Origin of the sequence: Candidatus Burkholderia verschuerenii (assembly GCF_001189365.1) — a bacterium.
In the GTDB taxonomy this organism is placed as follows: Bacteria; Pseudomonadota; Gammaproteobacteria; order Burkholderiales; family Burkholderiaceae; genus Caballeronia; species Caballeronia verschuerenii.
On record NZ_LFJJ01000123.1, the window covers coordinates 1 to 16,720 of the forward strand.

Below are 16,720 nucleotides of genomic sequence, written 5' to 3' on the forward strand. Positions count from 1 at the left end.
CACCAACACCAACACCAACACCAACACCAACACCAACACCAACACCAACACCAACACCAACACCCGTCCCCGCCCCCGCCCCCGCCAGCGCACGCGAAATCGGCGGCTATTTCGCTCAATGGGGCATCTACGACCGCAATTACCAGGTCAAGGATATGGATAAATCCGGCTCCGCCCAGATGCTCACGTTCGTCAACTACGCCTTCGGCAACCTCTATCAAAAGAACGGCGGCTACGAGTGCGGCATGATCAGCAAGCTCGAGCCCGCCTCGTCCAACGTGAACGCGTCCGACGCCGGCACGGGCGGCGACTCGTACGCCGACTACGGCAAGGGCTTCGGCGCGGGCGAGTCGATCAGCGGCAAGGCCGATGCATGGGACTTCCCGCAAAACGACCCGCGTTACAACAGCAGCAAGGTCGGCCCGCTCAAGGGCAACTTCAATCAGTTCAAACTCTTGAAGGCCAAGTATCCAAACCTGAAGCTGATGATCTCGCTCGGCGGCTGGACCTGGTCGCGCTGGTTCGGCAAGGCCGCGAGCACCGACGCGATGCGCAAGCAGGTCGTATCGTCGTGCATCAATATCTACATCAAAGGCAACCTGCCATACGATGCCGGCAACAACGCTGGCGGCGACGGCATGGGCGCGGATCTCTTCGATGGCATCGACATCGACTGGGAATTTCCCGGCGGCGGCGGTCAGCCGTACAACACCATCGATCCGAACGACAAGAAGAACTACACGCTGCTGCTCGCCGAATTCCGCAAGCAGCTCGACGCGATCGGCGCGCAGAACGGCAAATACTATTACCTGACGGTCGCGATCGGCGCGGGCGGCGACAAGATCGCCAACACCGAACCGGGCGAATACAGCAAGTCGCTGGACTGGATCAACATCATGTCCTACGACTTCCACGGCGGCTGGGAATCGACCGGTCCGACCGACTTCCAGGCCCCGCTCTACGCCGATCCCGACAGCCCCAACTACAAGGCGGGCCAATGGGCGCCGACCTATAGCGTCGACGGCGCGGTGGAAAGCGCTGCTCAGCGCGGGCGTGCCTTCATCGAAGATCATCGTCGGCATTCCGTTCTACGGACGCGGCTGGACCGGCGTCGCCGCCGGACCGCAAGGCAACGGCCTGTTCCAGAAAGCGGCCAAGCCCGCACCCGGCAAATACGAGGAAGGCATCCAGGACTATCGGCTCCTGAAGAGCGCGGCCGGCACGCTGTACGAATCGCCCACCGCCAAGACGTCATGAAAGTTCGACGGCTCGACCTGGTGGTCCTACGACTCGCCCACGGCCATCAAGCTGAAGATGGACTACGTCAAGTCGCTGAACCTGCGCGGCGCGTTCAGCTGGGAACTCGACGGCGACGCGCCGAACGCCGAGTTGCTGAAGGTCATGAGCGATGGGTTGAAGTGATGCGCAACCAGGCGGCGCGCGATCGCATCGCGTAGCGCGGCGATCGCGCGCATGGCGACGATTCGAATTTGCCGGGAGCAGCCATGCACGAACATCTGACGACGATCCGGGCGAAGGCCGGCCGGCGCACGGGCCTGCGGCGCGGGTTCACCTTGCTGGAACTGCTGGTGGTGCTGCTGATCATCGCGCTGCTGGCGGGTTATGTCGGGCCGAAGCTGTTCGGCGAAGTGGGCAAGGCGCGCAGCAAGACCGCCGCCTCGCAGATGAAGGGCATCGAAAGCGCCATCGATCGTTACCGGCTCGATACCGGCCACTTCCCGTCCACGGAAGCGGGCCTGGCCACGCTGACCAGCAACGTCGGCAATGCGTCGGGCTGGGACGGTCCGTACATGAGCAGCGCGATTCCGAACGATCCGTGGGGCAAGCCGTACATCTACCGGTCGCCGGGCGAAGGCGGCAAGGACTACGACCTCATGACCTACGGCGCCGACGGCAAGCCCGGCGGCAGCGGCGAGGACGCGGATATCGTCAACAAATGACGCGCGCGGTGAGCGCCATGCGATATCGCGTCCGGGTCGACGGCGACGGCGGCCCGCAGGAACTCGAATTCGACGCCGCCGACGATGCGCAACTGCATCGCACGGTCGCGGAGATGGGCTTGTCGCTGCTCGACGCGACGCCGCTCGAACAGAAAAAGCGCGGCTTTACGTGGTGCAAGCCGGTGTTCGAGCGCGCCCTCTTCACGCAGGAACTGATCGCGCTGCTCGAAGCCGGACTGAGCCTCGTCGAAACCGTCGAAACGCTGCGCGACAAGAGCAAGGAGGGTCTCAATCGCACCGTGTTGCAGGGCATCGTCGCGGCGCTGTACGAGGGCGAGTCGCTGTCGCGCGCGCTCGAACGTCAGCCGGAGCATTTTCCGCCGCTGTACGTGGCAACGGTTGCATCGGCGGAGCAGACCGGGCATCTGGCGGAAGCGCTCAAGCGCTATCATCACTACGACGCGCGGCTGTCGGCGGTGCGCAAGAAAGTGGTGTCGTCGATGGTGTATCCGTCGATCGTGATTGCAACCGGCGCGCTGATCATCCTGTTCATGGCGTTTTACGTGATCCCGAAGTTCAGCCAGGTGTTCGCCACCATGAAGGACATGCCGCTGACCGTGCGCCTGATGCTCGCGTGGGGCAATCTCGTCGAAGCGCACGGCGGCGTGCTGCTCGCGGGCCTGTTCGCGACGCTGACTGGCGCGGCTCTGTCGCTGCGCAGCGCCACGGTGCGCGCGAAGCTGTTCGCGGCTTTTCTGAGCCTGCCGAAGCTCGCGGACTATCAGCGGCTGTTCGGGCTGATGCGCTTCTACCGCACGCTCGGGCTGTTGCTGGCGGGCGGCATGTCGATGGTGACATCGCTCGAACTCGCCGCGCAGGCAAGCCGCTGTCCGGCGCGCTGCCCGCCGCGAACCTGACGACGCCTGTCGCCGAGCGGCTGATCCGCGTCGGCGAGCAAAGCGGCGAACTCGCGGGCATGGTGACGCGCTCCGCCGAATTCTGCGACGAAGAGCTCGACCGCGCGATCGACACGCTGATGCGCGTGGTCGAGCCGGTGCTGATGCTGGTGGTCGGCGGCATCATCGGGACCATCATCTTTTTGCTCTACATGCCGATTTTTCAACTCGCCGGGGCGGTGGGGTGAATCATGGATCAAGCCCTCGATGCGCCGCGCGCCACGCGCCACGCGCCACGCGCCAGCAGCAAGCCTGGGACGACGCGCGCCACGATCCCGCCGCGTATCTGCACGGCGTCGCGCAGACGCTCGGCCTGCGCGGCTTCGACGCCGCCGCGCTCGACACGCTCGACACGCTCGAGCCGCGCTTCGATCTGCTGTCTTTCGGCGATGCGATGGCGCGCAAGTGCCTCCTCGCCGCCGCGCCCGACGATACCCGCGTGAGCCTGTGGCTGCTGCTCGCCGATCCCTTCGACGCCACCCTGCGCGCCTGGGCGATGAATCGCGTGAAGAAGCCGTTCGCGTTCGCGGTGCCGTCCGAGCTGATGGCGTTTCTCGCGCGGCACGAATCGGCGCATCAGGCGCTGACGCAGATCAGCGTCGAAGGCAGCGCGGCGGCCGCCACCGATGCGGGCGTCGAGATCACGCTGGCCACGCTCGCCGCCGACGTGCATCCGGTGATCCGGCTGGTCAACTCGTCGCTGTACGACGCGCTGCGGGCGCGCGCGTCGGACATTCACATCGAAAGCACCAAGACGGGGCTGGTCATCAAGTACCGCATCGACGGCGTGTTGCAGGAGACCGCCGTCGCGCCGGGCGTGGATACCGCCGAGCAGGTGCTGTCGCGCCTCAAGGTGATGGCGGACCTCGATATCGGCGAGCGACGCATTCCGCAGGACGGCCGTTTCAAGGCGATCATCAATCAGCGCGAGATCGATTTTCGGGTGTCGATCATGCCGTCGATCCACGGCGAGGATGCCGTGCTGCGCGTGCTCGACAAACAGCGCGGCGAAGCGGGCAGCAGCGCGTTGCGGCTGGATTCGATCGGCCACGAGCCGGAAATCGTGGCCGCGATCCGCAGCATCGCGCACGAGCCGTACGGCGGCCTGCTGCTCGTGACCGGACCGACCGGATTGGGCAAATCAACGACGCTCTACGCCACGCTCACCGAAATCAATACCGGCGACGAGAAGATCATCACCATCGAGGATCCGGTCGAATACGAATTGCCCGGCGTGTTGCAGATTCCGATCAACGACAAGAAGGGCCTGACCTTCGCGCGCGGCCTGCGCTCGATTCTGCGTCACGATCCAGACAAGATTCTGGTCGGCGAGATTCGCGACGGCGAGACGGCGGGCATCGCGGTGCAGGCGGCGCTGACGGGCCATCTCGTGCTGACCTCGGTGCACGCGAACAACGTGTTCTCCGTGCTCGACCGCTTTCTGCATATGGGCGTCGACCTGCACAGTTTCGTCGATGCTCTGCTCGGCGCGGTCGCGCAACGGCTGATGCGCAAGAACTGCCCGCATTGCCTGATCGACGACACGCCACCCGACGACGCCACGCTGCGTGCCTCGGCGCTCACGCGCGAACAGGTCGCGAACTGGCGCTTCCGGCGCGGCGCGGGCTGCGAACTGTGCCGGCGCACCGGCTATCTCGGGCGTCAGCCGATCGCGGAAGTGCTGCGTCTGAACGATGCCATCAAGCAATGCTTCGTCGAGCGCCGGCCGATCGTCGAACTGAAACAGCTCGCGTGCGACAGCGGCTTTCTGCCGTTGCGAAGCATCGCGTTGCGCTCGGTCGCGGACGGGCGCACGACGCTCGCCGAAGTCAATCGCGTGACGATGGTCGAGGCGTGACGGAGCCGCATGATGTCGCGCTTCTCCGCTCATCTCGACACCTTGCGCAAGCTCGCACCCAAGCGCCCCGCATCGCTGCCGATGCCCTCCGCGATCAGCCGCGCGACGCTGTGGATCGACGGACGTCGCGCGCGCCTGCTCGGCACCGACGCTTCTGTTGCGCTCGCCGATCCCGCCGATGCCGCCGCCGCGCTCAAGGCTATCGACGCGCTCGCGCCGAAGCCCGCGAGCCTCGGATTCCACGCGTTGCGCGTGCGCTACTACGCGCTGCCGTGGCAACCGCTGCCGAAACCGCAGGACTGGATATCCGGCGCGCGCGTGCAGGCGATGCAAACCGGCGCGGGCAGCGAAGCATGGCGCTACGCCGTCACCGATGGCGCATGGCGGCACGGGCGGCTCGCGGCGGCGATGCCGGAAGCGCTGTGCGCGGGCATCAACAGTTGTGCAAGAAGCGCAAGCTGCAATTGAGCGGCATCGAGCCGGCTTACACGTTCGCGCTGCAAAAACACGCGGCGCGCATCCGCGACGGCGCGATCGCGATCGTCGAACTGGAGGCGAGCGAAGGCGACGCGGCTATCGCGCATATCGGGCTGCGGCGCGGCGGCGGCTGGACGGCGTTCATCGCGCTGCCGGTTTCAGCGTCGCTCGACGACACCTTGCGCGACGCCTTCGCGCTGTGCGCCGACACGCCGCCCGAGCGCCGCTACGTGATCGGCCCGGGCGAGCTTTCGCGTTTCGCGGAGACGGCGCACGTCGAATGGCTGCGCGCGCCGTGGGATCGCGCGTCATGAGAGCGCCGCGTCTCGATCTGCATCGTCCGAACCGGCCGGATGCGGTGGCCGGGCTGATCGCGCTGGTACTGGGCATCGTCGCGGTGATCGCGGCCATGCAGTATCGCGATGCGCTCAAGGAGCAAGGCGACGCGCTCGACGAACGCGAATCGCTGATCGCGAAGAAGGAGGCGAAGTTCAGGAGCATCAGTCAGGCGCGGCGCGGCGGCGGCGATACGCGCGCGGCCATGCTGATGGCGCAGCAGCGCTATGCGGCGGAACCGGCGCGCGATCTGATCGAAGGCGGATGGAATCCGAATATCGCGTTTCTCAGCATCGATATCACGACGGCATCGCGGCAGATCAACATGCAGTTCGAGACGCGCTCGGTGCAGGAAGCGCTCTCTTACGCCGACTGGTTTCAGGAGCAGCCGGGCACCGAAAGCGTGTCGGTGAAGCGGCAGACGCAAAAGGCGGAACCGCCCGCGAAATCGGTCGAAACCGCGTTGCAGGTGACGTGGAAACCGTTCGTCGCGAAGCCGCTGGCGAGCGAGCCGACGGAGCGGGAAGTGGAGGCGTCGGCGGCATCGACAACGCCCGTGGTTTCGAACGCGCCCGCAGCCAGCGAAGCCAAAGGAGCCCGCCGATGAACCGCTGGCTCTGGGAATTACGCCGCGCGCAATGGCGGCTCGGCACTTACGGTCTGATCGCGATGCTGCTGATCGGCGGCGCGATGGTGATCGCGCTCGCGGAAATCGTGCCGCTGCGACGCGATATCGCCGCGCGCGAAGCCGATCTCGATGCCCGCGCCGCGCGTCTCACGCAGCCGCCACCGCCCTCGCCCGATCAGGCCGTCGCGCCGGAAAGTCCCGAGCAGCGTTATTTCGTGTTCCTGCACAGCCTGCACGCGATCGCCGCGAAGAACGGCGTGACGATCCCGCAGATCACCTATCAGCTCGCCGCGCCCGACAAGGATTCGTCGTTGCGCCGCTATGTCGTGGATACGACCTTCACGAGCCATTATCTGCAATTGCGCGGCTTTCTCTTCGAACTGCGGACCTTGCCGGGCGTGCGCTGCGAGCGGCTGACGGTATCGCGACCGAACATCGGCGTGACGGATCTCGAAGTGCGTCTGCAATGCGCGTTTCTCGTGGAAGCATCGAAATGAAACCGCTCGATGCGCGCTCGCTGAAGGTATCGAAGCCGCTGCTGCTTCTGCTGATCGCGACGCTCGGGCTGATCGTGTTCGTGCATTTTCGCAGCGAGGACGATGCGCCCGCCGATTCCGCCGCGCCAACGGAACAGAGCGCGCCGCCGCAACGCAGCGCGACGCCGGCAAGCGCGCCCGACAGCATCGCGGGCACGGAGCAATCGCCCGTCGATCTGTTTCCGAGCCAGAACTGTCAACCACCGCCGCCGCCTCCGCCGCCCGGTTCCGTCAAGCCGCCGCCCCCGCCCGAACCGCCGCCGCTGCCGTTCGCCGTGCGCTCGCTGTGGCTCGATCAGCACGGCGTGTTCTATATCCTGTTGTCCGGCACCGGACGCGAATTTCCGCTCTGCGAGAACTGCCAGAAGAAAAGCTTTCTGCGCAGCGGCGACGTGATCCTCAACGCGTACAAGATCGAGCATATCGACCGTCGCGAAGTCCGCTTCATGTATCTGCCGCTGAAGCGCCGGCAAACGCTTACGCTCGGAGAACTCAAATGAGCCGGCTGAAAGACCTGGCCATACGGCTGATGCTGCTGCTCCTGCCGCTCGTGACATCGTGCGCGGCGGACCTGCATCGGCAGGATTTGCAGAACAAGCTCGCCGGCATGCCGCCCGACGCGCAGCTCGATCTGCTCGCGCAACAGACCGCGCAGTATCCCGACGATCTGGAGATTCGCGCGTGGTATCTGAGCCTGCGACGCACGCTTTCGCTCGATTATCTGCAGCGCGCGACCATCGCCTACCGCGCGGGCGATGCCGCGCAGGCGCTGGCGTGGGCGCGCCGGGCGCAATCCGCCGCGCCCGGCGACGACAACGCGCGCGAGATGATCGACTACATCGGCAAGCAGGCGGCTATCGACGGTTCGGTGCAGTACGCTGAGTCGATCCGCCTCGACCAGCCGCAAGTCGCGCTCGCAATCGCCCACGACGTGCTCGCGAAGCAGCCCGACAACGCCCGCGCCGCGCGCCTGCGCGACGAACTGACCACGCCGAAGGCCGCCGATTTCGCGCCCAAGCTCGACCGCGATCTCGATCAGCCGATCACCGTGCAGTTCCGCGATCAGCCGCTGATCAGCATCTTCGAACTGGTGTCGAACATCACCGGGCTGAACTTCACCTTCGACCGCGACGTGCAGGCCAGTGCGCCGACCACGATCTACGCCAGCAACACGCCTGTCAAACAGGTGCTGACGATGGTGCTAACGGCCAACCAGCTCGGCAGCAAGGTGGTGGGCGGAAACTCGATTCTCATCTACCCGAAGCGGCCGGAGAAGGAAACGGAATATCGCGATCTGGTGGTGCGCACGTTCTATCTGCAGAACGCGGCGGCGGCGCAGGTGCTGGGCGTGCTCAAGCAGATGGTCAAGACGCGCGATGCCGTGCTCGACGAACGCACCAACGCGATCATCATGCGCGACGCGCCCGACACCGTGAAGGTGGCGGAACGCATCATCCGCGCGCTGGATGTATCGCCGGCGGAGGTCGTCATCGACGCGCAGATTCTCGAAGTGTCGTCGTCCGATCTGCTGCATATGGGCGTGCAGTATCCGGACAGCATCGTGTTCGGTTTGCAATCGGGCACCGCGCCCGATCAGACCACGCTGCCGCCGAACACCGTCACGCTGCAGCAACTGCACAACCTGAACAGCAGCGACGTGCTGGTGCGCGTCGGGCCGGTCGGGATCAACTTCCTGCAGACGCAGGGCAAGACGCGCACGCTCGCCAATCCGAGTATCCGCGTGAGAAATCGGGAAAAGGCCAAGGTGCTGATCGGCGATCGCCTGCCGGTCGTGACGACCACACTGTCGAGCAACTTCAGTTCGGAGAGCGTCAATTATCAGGATGTCGGTTTGTCGCTGGAAGTCGCGCCCGTGATCGTCAACGGCGACGAAGTGCAGGTGAAGCTGCATATGGAAGTGTCGAACGTCACCGATACGATCACCACGTCCACCGGACTCGTCGCCTATCAGATCGGCACGCGCTCGGCCGATACCGTGATGAGCGTGCGCAACAACGAAACGCAGATGCTCGCGGGCCTGCTTCAGCGCAACGAACACGCCGCCGGTTCCGGTCTGCCGGGGCTGAGCCGCATTCCGCTGCTCGACCGCATTTTCGGCGACCGCACCGACAACCAGACGCAGACCGAACTGGTGCTGCTGCTGACGCCGCGCATCGTGCGCAATCAGGCGATGCCCGCCGGCAATATCGTGCAATTCGATTCGGGCACGGAGACGCGCATCACGACCGAACGCGATGCGGTGACGGGCAACCCGCCGCCGCCCTTGCCCGCGCCGCCGCCTGCTCCCGCGATCGCCATCGCGCCGCCTCAGCCGCCGCCGCAGCCCGTTACGCCGCCGCCCGCGATCGAAGCACCGCTGCCTCCGTTGCCCGCGCCGCGCCCGCAGCCGAACGTCCTGCTCGAAGCGCCGCCGCGCACGCAGCCCTGATCTTCCGATGCGAGCCGAACGCGATGCAACGAGGCTTCACGATGATCGAAATGCTGGTCACGCTCGCGATCCTCGCCGCGCTGGCGATGGTCGCCGCGCCGCTCGTGCAGGTCGCGGCGCAGCGTCAGAAGGAGGATGAATTGCGGCGCGCGCTCTGGAGCATCCGCGATGCGATCGACGCCTACAAGAAGGCCGGCGACGAAGGCAAGTTCGATCGCTCGCTCGGCGATACGGGTTATCCGCCGAAGCTGGAGACGCTGGTCGAAGGAGTCGTCGACAAGACCGATCCGAAGCACGCGCGCATCTATTTTTTGCGGCGCATTCTGCGCGATCCGCTGTGCGATTGCCCGAGCCGCTCCGACGACGCGACCTGGGGCAAACGCAGCTACGCAAGCGAGCCCGATTCGCCGAACGAAGGCGACGACGTCTACGACGTGTATTCGCTCTCCGAGGGCACGACGCTCAAGAAGGACGGCTTCTCCGACAGCGACGCGAGCTTCGCGACGAAGACGAGCTATTCGGACTGGCAATTCGCCTACTACCCGGAAAAGAGCCTGAGACGGCCCTGAACGGCCGGCGTCATCGCTCGCTGCGGTAACGATCGGCGAGCAGCTTCACGCGCAATACATAGGCTTTCGTTTCGGCATAAGGCGGCACGCCGTTGTAACGCGCGACCGCCGCCTCGCCGCTGTTGTAGGCCGCGAGTGTCAGGTCGAGATCGCCGCCGAAGCGCCTGAGCAGCCACGCGAGATACTGCACGCCGCCACGAATGTTCTGCGCCGCATCGAAGGGATCGCCGACATGGAAGCGCGACGCCGTCGCGGGCATCAGCTGCATGAGGCCCTGCGCGCCCGCGCGCGAGATCGCATCGGCGCGATACGCCGATTCCGCATGGATCACCGCCCGCACCAGCGCGCCGTCGACGCCGAACGAGGCCGCGGCCGCGTCGATTTCGCGTCCGTATGAACGCGTGTCGAGCGCGAGCGCGGCGATGTTCACATCGGCGGACGGCGCGCAAAGATTGCACGTCTCGATGAAATGCAGCTCGATCGTCGAGACATTCGCCGCGACGCCCAGCGGCTTTTGCGTGAGATAGTGCCGCATGCCGTCTTCGACATACGTGTAGATGCGCGCGGTGGCTTCGCGTCGTCCGGGCGCGACGGCAGTCGATCCCGCCGACGATGCCGATGCCGCCGGCGGCGCGGACCATCGCCAGTTCATGGCCACGCTGCTGCATTTCGCGTGATCGATTCGCGAAGTGACATAACTGACCGAACTGTCGTCGGATTCGCAGCGAAGCATCGACGCCGCGTCCGCGCGATGCGACCACATCGCGCATCCGCATGCACACAGCAGAGCGATGGACCGGCAATTGCTTCGCATGGCACGATTCATTCCGAACGCACACGCATGACGAGACTCGCACGCGTCTTGGGAAGCATAGTCCGCGCGGCGCGCTTTTTCATGCGCGCCGTTGTGATCCGCACGCTTTTGTGCTTCCATGAACGGGAAATCGCCTGCCGTTCACGACGTTTCGTCATCCTCGCAAGGTTGCTATGAGCACGATTCCTCGCTTCGATGCCGCATGGAAAAACTGGCTCGACGAAAACATTCGCCGCGGTTGCACGCACGAATCGCTGATCGACGCGATGGTGGCCGCCGCGTTTCATCCCAACGCCGCGCGGCTGATTCTCGCGCGTCATCTGACTGGCGATGCGCTCGACACGCGCGAGGAAGCCTCGTCGGAATACGTATACGGCAAGCCGATGCCTGCCCGCCGCGCGCGTGCTCACCGCACGCGATTGCGCCGCGCCGAAGCTGTTCAGTTGCGAGCAGCCGGTCGTCGCGCTGTGCGCCGATGTGCTGAGCGACGACGAATGCGAACGGCTGATCGGCATCGGCCGCGCGCGGGTGCAGCGCTCCGCCGTGGTCGATCCGGCGTCGGGCAGCGAGATCACCATCAACGAGCGCAACAGCGACGGCGCGTTCGTCAACGGATCGACCGATGCGCTGGTCGGGACCATCGATCGCAGGCTCGCGGAACTGTTCGGACATCCGGTGGAAAACGGCGAGGATCTGCATCTGCTGCGTTACGACATCGGCGGCGAATATCGTCCGCATTACGACTACTTTCCCGAAGAACAGGCCGGCAGCCGGCATCACATGCTGCGCGGCGGACAGCGCGTCGCCACCGTGATCCTCTATCTCAACGAGGTCACGCGCGGCGGCGATACGACCTTTCCGGATATTGGCCTCGCGATTCATCCGCGACGCGGCTGCGCGCTCTATTTCGAATACGTCAACGAACTCGGACAAGCCGATCCGAAGACGCTGCACGCGGGCACGCCGGTCGAGGCAGGCGAAAAGTGGATCGCGACGAAGTGGATCAGGCACGGCCGCTTTCGCGCCGACGACTGATCCGTTTCGCTTATTTGCACGGTCCGGTTTTCTCCCACGCGCCGTCGGCGTTGGTGGCGGGATCGTTGTTCGCGGTCCACCACTTGTTGCGATAGTTCATGCCGTTGTAGCTGACGCTCGTGCCCGCGTTCGCGTAGGTCTTGCTGGCGCTCCAGGGCGTCGCGCATGCAAGCGATGTCTGTCCCGAACAGGTTCCGAGGTCCTGCCACGATTTGCCGTTGCCGGCATTGCGCGTCGGGTCGTCGGTGTTTTCCCAGCGCGCGCTGTAGTTGTGGCCGTTCGCGGACACCTGCTCCTTCGACTTGTAGGTCGTGCCGGATTGCCACGCGACCGCGCAGGTTCCGCCCGCGCTGGGTGATGGTGCGGGGGTGGGTGTTGGTGTCGGAGTTGGCGTGGGTGCGGGAGTCGGTGCCGGTGTCGGAGTGGGCGTGGGTATTGGCGCGGGCGCAGGAGTTGGCGTTGGCGTTGGCGTTGGCGTTGGCGTTGGCGTTGGCGTTGGCGTCGGTGCAGGCGTCGGCGAAGGCGCGCCCGTATAGTCCACCACGAAGTTGTAATCCGTCGGGCCGTCCACGTAGATGCGATTCGCCGACATCGTCTTTTGCGGCACGATATTGCCGTTGTTGTCGATCAGCCCGATATGCACGCGCTTCGACTGATTGTTGACGGTCTGCGCCATCGCGTAGATCCAGTCGGCGGCCGCCGTCGTCGATGCCGTCACGACATAGCTGATCGACTCGAGATCGTGGCCGTCGGGATCGAACACCCGCAAGGTGACTTTCATGCCGGCCGGCTGATCCTGCGCCGTCGTCGGAATCGGGCGCAGTTCGCGCCAGGTCGTCTTGACGCCGTTGATGACGACATCGGTGCAGGCATAGAACGCTTCCTTTCTCCTTCATAGAAGAGGAGTTATTACCGGTTCAGTCCTCGGCTGATCGCCTGCGCCGACATCTTTCTCAGATCGAGAACGGAGCACTCTGGCAGCCGCTCTTCATTAGGATTACAAATGAATTTATAGAGTTTGTCTGGCAACATCTCCGCGAAGCGGATCGCCAGAGTTTCTTGGAAATCTATCATCCAATCTTCATGAGCCTTTCAATCCAATGCCACCCAAGACGGCGCTAGCGTTGGAAACTTTGATAAAGGAAGGACCGGTTTCCATTGCTCCCGGCGTCAGTACCGTTGAACCGGGCGCTTCCGGGGGCTTTATCGTCACCGACCGGAGCAATCGCTTCCACGTCGATAGGATCGTCAATGCGTCTCGCCCGGAGCGTGCAGGTATCAGCCGCTTGTAACATCATTAGTCGGTGCTGGGGATGCGCAACTTAATCCTCACGGCGGGGTAAAGGTCGATCCGGTCAGCCTACGAGTATTGCGTCGTGACGGGAGACCCAACCGCAACCTGTTCGCCATCGGACAACTGGCAGCTGGTGATCTCTATTACACCAGTTCACTTGCGACGATTACGAAACAAATCGAGAGAATGACTCCCCATCTCCTTGCGCTGACCAATGTCATGGAGATGAACGATGTATGATCCAAGCCCCAATGTCAGCAAGCAACCAAATGTCGTGGTGACGCTCGCTTTGGTGTCTGCGGTCGTCGTACCCCAGATCGGCGTGGGGATGAGCGTGCCATCACTGCCTAGCATTGCCGAGGATTTCCGTGTCTCCATATCGAGCGCGCAAGGCACTCTCATCGTGTACATGGTAGGCTATGCGCTCTCCATGCTCGTTTCCGGCCTTTTGTCGGATCGCTTCGGACCGCGCCGCACACAGCTATGGGGACTTGGCCTAGCTGGAGCGGCCGCCATTCTGGCGGCGCTGGCGGACAACGTGACGACGTTTTATGGCGCGCGCTTCATTCAAGCGCTGGGAGGCTGTGTCGGGACGGTTACGACGCGACTGATCGTCAGTAGGGGGTATGATGCGCGCGACAGGATGAAAATCCTGACGACACTCGCTTCAGCGATCGCCATCACACCCTGTCTCGTGCCGCTAGTCGGAGGGGCATTGCTTCCTTATGTGGGCTGGCGCGGGGTATTCACGACGATCGCGCCGATTTCCTTCGGAACGCTTCTCTTCTTTCTCGTCGCCACTCGCGGCACAGCCGCTCACACCAAGAATGTTGCTCCATTCTCGACCATCGGTTCCATCTATTTGCGCAACATAAAGATGCCGCGCTTCGGTCTCTACGCGGCGGCCATCAGTTTTGTATGGATGTCCTATTTTACATTCGTGTCCTGCTCGTCCGGGCCACTACAGGTCCATATGAGACTATCAGCACTTCATTACGGTATAGCCCTCGCCTTTGCAGCGATAGGATACGTATCTGGTAGTATGAGCGCTCGCCGACTATCGCAAAAGAAGGACATTGACGACATCATACGGATATCTTCCTTCGTTGGGTTTACTGGTGGCGTACTCCTGATCGGATTGACGGTCGCATTTTCCGATCGCCTATTTTCGCTCCTGATCCCTGTAATCGCGATATTGTTCGCGACAGGAATGACCATACCTGCCACACAGGCCGGCCTTCTAAAATACACCACCCAAGATGCAGGAATATCTTCCGGGTTCTTCTTCTTTATTCAGATGATTGCAGGCGCGTCCTATGCTGCTCTCGGAAATACATTGCAAAATATGACCCCAAGCATACTCGCGACATTGGTAGCGATACCGGCCCTCTTTCTTCCTTTTGTCCTATACGGCTTGAAACTGCGAGTGCAGCGCGTTGAACGCACTCAAAGTATTTGAACGAACCGTTGTGAGTTAATCAAAGCAAAAGGCACTTATTCGGTGCGTCAAAGAGTGTCATGCCAATACCTTTCAGCTCATTGAGCTCATAACTTCAACAATAAAACAGGGGTGAAAAACAATGCGGCGACGGCTTTCATCTCCGATGATCGACCGTCAGTTGGCATCTCCGACCTTATTGGGATCGCGTATTCCTCTCTCGTCTCTTATATCCAGACGCTCGCTGTTGCAGAGTACTTAAGCTTCCGCCATAGCGCTAACGTACTCGGCGTCGCGCAATCTGTTGTCAGCCGCCATATCAGGCTTCTAGAAGAAGATTTGGGCGTTCTTCTTTTCGAGCGCAGCACGCACGGCGTCCGTTTGACAGAGGCTGGACGTCACTTCGTCCAGAATATTGCTGTTGGAATCGACCAATTGGACCACGCTGTAAAGACTGCAAGCGTTTTTGCGCGCGGTGACCGCGGTCTCATACGCGTCGGTGTCTATGGCCTCATTCGTGGCAGTTTTCTAGATGCGCTTCTCACTCGTTATCGTGCTCAATATGGCGAAGTCATAATTGAGATCACGGAAACCAGCGCTCCCGAAAGCATCGTCCAGCTTCGCACCCGGCAACTGGACATCGCATTCGTCGCCAGCGTACTCGATCTTCCTGATTGCCATTCGCGTCGCATTTGGCACGAACGACTTCTTGCCGTTCTGCCGGCCGCTCATGCATTTGCCAATCAACAAGGTGTGACTTGGGCCGATCTGGCAGGCGAAACCTTCCTCGTTCGCTATGGCGGAACCGGGCCGCAAGCCCATAATCATATTGTGAAGCGCCTTGACGGTCTTTCGACACATGCACCGTCCATCCTACGCTGCAATGTCGGACGCGATACCTTAATGCAGATGATCGCGTAGGGCTTCGGCATTTCGATTGCAGGCGAGGCCTCCGCCTTAGCAGGGGTGCCCGGCGTCGTTTTCCGTCCGTTTCATGACGAACCGGAACCAATCTCGTTCTCGGCGGTCTGGTCACCTTATAACCAGAGTCCGGCGCTGTGCCGTCTGCTTGATCTGGCTCGCAAGCTGAGCCGACCGACTGATAAAGCCGATTTAGCGAAAACCCCAAATTGAGAGAGGTCGCCCGAATGTGATCTGAGCCTCTATTAAAGCACGATTATTGGCGATTTATGCTGGAATTAGTGGCGGGGCGAGTTTCATAGGGAAATCGCGTAAACATAGTTATCATCACTATCGGTCGCGGCCCGCCAAGAGGTTCCAGAAAATCCCGTACAGTCAATGACTTACGGGATTTTTGTTTTGGCGACCCACAAAATGACCCACGTCTGTCGAGGCGCGCTCGACGTGTCGTTGGCCTGATATCGAGCGTTGCAGTTCAAATTGGAATAAATGGTTGTGGCGATGGACTGGGGCGGCGGAATGACTCAATCCCGCCGCACAATTCACGCTGTCAAAGCGCCTTAACCAGTCGCCACGTCACTGCCCGCCCATCGATCTCGGGCATCGGTACGCCATGAGCGATTGTCTGCGGTCCAAGGTGTTCCGCGTCCTCACATGTCCAGACGCCCGGCCACGGGCATGGCGTACCTGAGGCGATACGCAGAAAGCGACGCGTGTCACCTTTCGCCGCCGATGGATCGTCGGCGGTTTCCTGCGGCGGCGGCGCGTCGAAGCGTCGAAGCGTCGAAGCCAGAGATTGCTGGTGCGTTGGTTGAAGCGCACCTCGCCGCCCACGGAACCGTAATGCAACGAGCCAATATCGTCCACGCGCAACGGCTTGATGGCCTCATTCACTTTGACGTAAAGCTCGGGCCTTGGATCAACACTTGGCTTTGCCCAGTTGCGGCCAGTCGCCCGCCAGAATCATGCTGCCCCATTCGTAGGGGATAACTTCGATTCGGTCATCGTCCAGCTTGGCCTTAAGTTCTTCTGGCGTGCCGAGTTTGGCGAGCCAGTGGTGAGCAATGAAGGTGTACCAGTTGAGGTTAGAATAGCCGTCGCGCCATGATTTGTTATCGGTCGGAATACAAACGTCTACGCCTCGATAAGCCCACGCAGTTTCGTATTCAGCGTGTTGGAAGTCCTCCCAAGCATGAGATTCTTGAACAGCACAGCCTGCTGCACCGTGAATCGGTCGTAGAAGTCGACACATCCCCGTCATCATCATCTCGAAGCGTGCGCGACCATCATTTTTTAACTCTTCGATCGGCAGATAAAACCGAACCCTTACGACGGCCACACGCTGGCCGAACAGCTCGAACAGACGAGCATTCTGTTGCAGGATGTACCGCAGCAGCCGCAGCCGAAGACCGTACTGGTTGATCTGGGGTTTCGCGGTGTAGATGCCG

18 protein-coding genes and 2 pseudogenes are annotated in these 16,720 nt (G+C 62.5%); 15 read left to right on the top strand and 5 right to left on the bottom strand.

Annotated elements, in window-relative coordinates; all coding sequences use genetic code 11:
• Positions 1–155 precede the first annotated feature (155 nt).
• From BVER_RS35705 to BVER_RS19100, 12 genes and pseudogenes are all read left to right on the top strand, one after another.
• Positions 156–1,422 (top strand): annotated as a pseudogene (locus BVER_RS35705) (glycoside hydrolase family 18 protein).
• A gap of 83 nt (positions 1,423–1,505) precedes the next feature.
• Positions 1,506–1,961, top strand: coding sequence for a type II secretion system major pseudopilin GspG (gene gspG / locus BVER_RS19060; RefSeq protein ID WP_050454646.1), 456 nt, complete (start codon positions 1,506–1,508; stop codon positions 1,959–1,961).
• 17 nt (positions 1,962–1,978) lie between these two features.
• Positions 1,979–2,878, top strand: a complete 900-nt coding sequence (locus BVER_RS19065; RefSeq protein WP_232316656.1) for a type II secretion system F family protein — start codon at positions 1,979–1,981, stop codon at positions 2,876–2,878.
• Complete coding sequence (locus tag BVER_RS34210; RefSeq protein ID WP_232316663.1) at positions 2,875–3,105, top strand: type II secretion system F family protein; 231 nt, start codon at positions 2,875–2,877, stop codon at positions 3,103–3,105. Before BVER_RS19065 ends, BVER_RS34210 begins: the two co-directional genes overlap by 4 nt.
• Positions 3,102–4,775: a GspE/PulE family protein gene (locus BVER_RS19070; protein WP_050454647.1), complete on the top strand. Its 1,674-nt coding sequence runs from the start codon at positions 3,102–3,104 to the stop codon at positions 4,773–4,775. The genes BVER_RS34210 and BVER_RS19070 overlap by 4 nt, the downstream gene beginning before the upstream one ends.
• A 9-nt stretch (positions 4,776–4,784) precedes the next feature.
• Positions 4,785–5,243 (top strand): hypothetical protein, encoded by a 459-nt coding sequence (locus BVER_RS34215; protein ID WP_232316657.1) that lies wholly within the window; start codon positions 4,785–4,787, stop codon positions 5,241–5,243.
• On the top strand, positions 5,198–5,566 hold the full coding sequence (locus tag BVER_RS34220; RefSeq protein WP_232316658.1) for a hypothetical protein: 369 nt from the start codon (positions 5,198–5,200) through the stop codon (positions 5,564–5,566). The genes BVER_RS34215 and BVER_RS34220 overlap by 46 nt, the downstream gene beginning before the upstream one ends.
• Complete coding sequence (locus tag BVER_RS19080) at positions 5,563–6,195, top strand: hypothetical protein (protein WP_157056131.1); 633 nt, start codon at positions 5,563–5,565, stop codon at positions 6,193–6,195. Before BVER_RS34220 ends, BVER_RS19080 begins: the two co-directional genes overlap by 4 nt.
• Entirely contained in the window at positions 6,192–6,713 is a 522-nt protein-coding gene (locus BVER_RS19085) for a hypothetical protein (RefSeq protein WP_050454649.1), read from the top strand. The genes BVER_RS19080 and BVER_RS19085 overlap by 4 nt, the downstream gene beginning before the upstream one ends.
• Positions 6,710–7,252 carry a hypothetical protein gene (locus BVER_RS19090; protein WP_050454650.1) on the top strand — a complete coding sequence of 181 codons (543 nt, stop codon included), beginning with the start codon at positions 6,710–6,712 and terminating at the stop codon, positions 7,250–7,252. The genes BVER_RS19085 and BVER_RS19090 overlap by 4 nt, the downstream gene beginning before the upstream one ends.
• Positions 7,249–9,201 carry a secretin GspD/PilQ domain-containing protein gene (locus tag BVER_RS19095; RefSeq protein ID WP_050454651.1) on the top strand — a complete coding sequence of 651 codons (1,953 nt, stop codon included), beginning with the start codon at positions 7,249–7,251 and terminating at the stop codon, positions 9,199–9,201. The genes BVER_RS19090 and BVER_RS19095 overlap by 4 nt, the downstream gene beginning before the upstream one ends.
• Before the next feature lie 23 nt (positions 9,202–9,224).
• A complete protein-coding gene (locus BVER_RS19100; protein WP_083452255.1) occupies positions 9,225–9,770 on the top strand; it encodes a type II secretion system protein in 546 nt (181 codons plus the stop codon).
• Between the two features lie 10 nt (positions 9,771–9,780).
• On the opposite strand, the gene BVER_RS19105 is transcribed toward BVER_RS19100, so the two are convergent.
• Both BVER_RS19105 and BVER_RS34225 read right to left on the bottom strand, forming a co-directional pair.
• Positions 9,781–10,422: a lytic transglycosylase domain-containing protein gene (locus BVER_RS19105; RefSeq protein WP_232316659.1), complete on the bottom strand. Its 642-nt coding sequence runs from the start codon at positions 10,420–10,422 to the stop codon at positions 9,781–9,783.
• A 170-nt stretch (positions 10,423–10,592) separates the two neighbouring features.
• On the bottom strand, positions 10,593–10,904 hold the full coding sequence (locus BVER_RS34225; protein WP_232316660.1) for a hypothetical protein: 312 nt from the start codon (positions 10,902–10,904) through the stop codon (positions 10,593–10,595).
• An 82-nt stretch (positions 10,905–10,986) separates the two neighbouring features.
• Here BVER_RS34225 and BVER_RS19110 point away from each other — a divergent pair, with 82 nt between their 5' ends.
• Complete coding sequence (locus tag BVER_RS19110; RefSeq protein ID WP_232316661.1) at positions 10,987–11,619, top strand: 2OG-Fe(II) oxygenase; 633 nt, start codon at positions 10,987–10,989, stop codon at positions 11,617–11,619.
• 10 nt (positions 11,620–11,629) lie between these two features.
• On the opposite strand, the gene BVER_RS34230 is transcribed toward BVER_RS19110, so the two are convergent.
• Entirely contained in the window at positions 11,630–12,472 is an 843-nt protein-coding gene (locus BVER_RS34230) for a carbohydrate-binding protein (protein ID WP_332309133.1), read from the bottom strand.
• Positions 12,473–13,145: 673 nt separating this feature from the next.
• Here BVER_RS34230 and BVER_RS19120 point away from each other — a divergent pair.
• Together BVER_RS19120 and BVER_RS30370 are read left to right on the top strand one after the other, a co-directional pair.
• Positions 13,146–14,372 (top strand): MFS transporter, encoded by a 1,227-nt coding sequence (locus tag BVER_RS19120; RefSeq protein ID WP_050454654.1) that lies wholly within the window; start codon positions 13,146–13,148, stop codon positions 14,370–14,372.
• 111 nt (positions 14,373–14,483) lie between these two features.
• Positions 14,484–15,272 carry a LysR family transcriptional regulator gene (locus BVER_RS30370; protein WP_232316662.1) on the top strand — a complete coding sequence of 263 codons (789 nt, stop codon included), beginning with the start codon at positions 14,484–14,486 and terminating at the stop codon, positions 15,270–15,272.
• 576 nt (positions 15,273–15,848) lie between these two features.
• Here the strand turns inward: BVER_RS30370 and BVER_RS35985 are convergent.
• Positions 15,849–16,175 (bottom strand): annotated as a pseudogene (locus tag BVER_RS35985) (type VI immunity family protein); the annotation flags it as partial.
• Positions 16,176–16,191: 16 nt separating this feature from the next.
• Positions 16,192–16,539 carry a type VI immunity family protein gene (locus BVER_RS35295; RefSeq protein ID WP_440588102.1) on the bottom strand — a complete coding sequence of 116 codons (348 nt, stop codon included), beginning with the start codon at positions 16,537–16,539 and terminating at the stop codon, positions 16,192–16,194.
• Between the last annotated feature and the right edge of the window lie 181 nt (positions 16,540–16,720).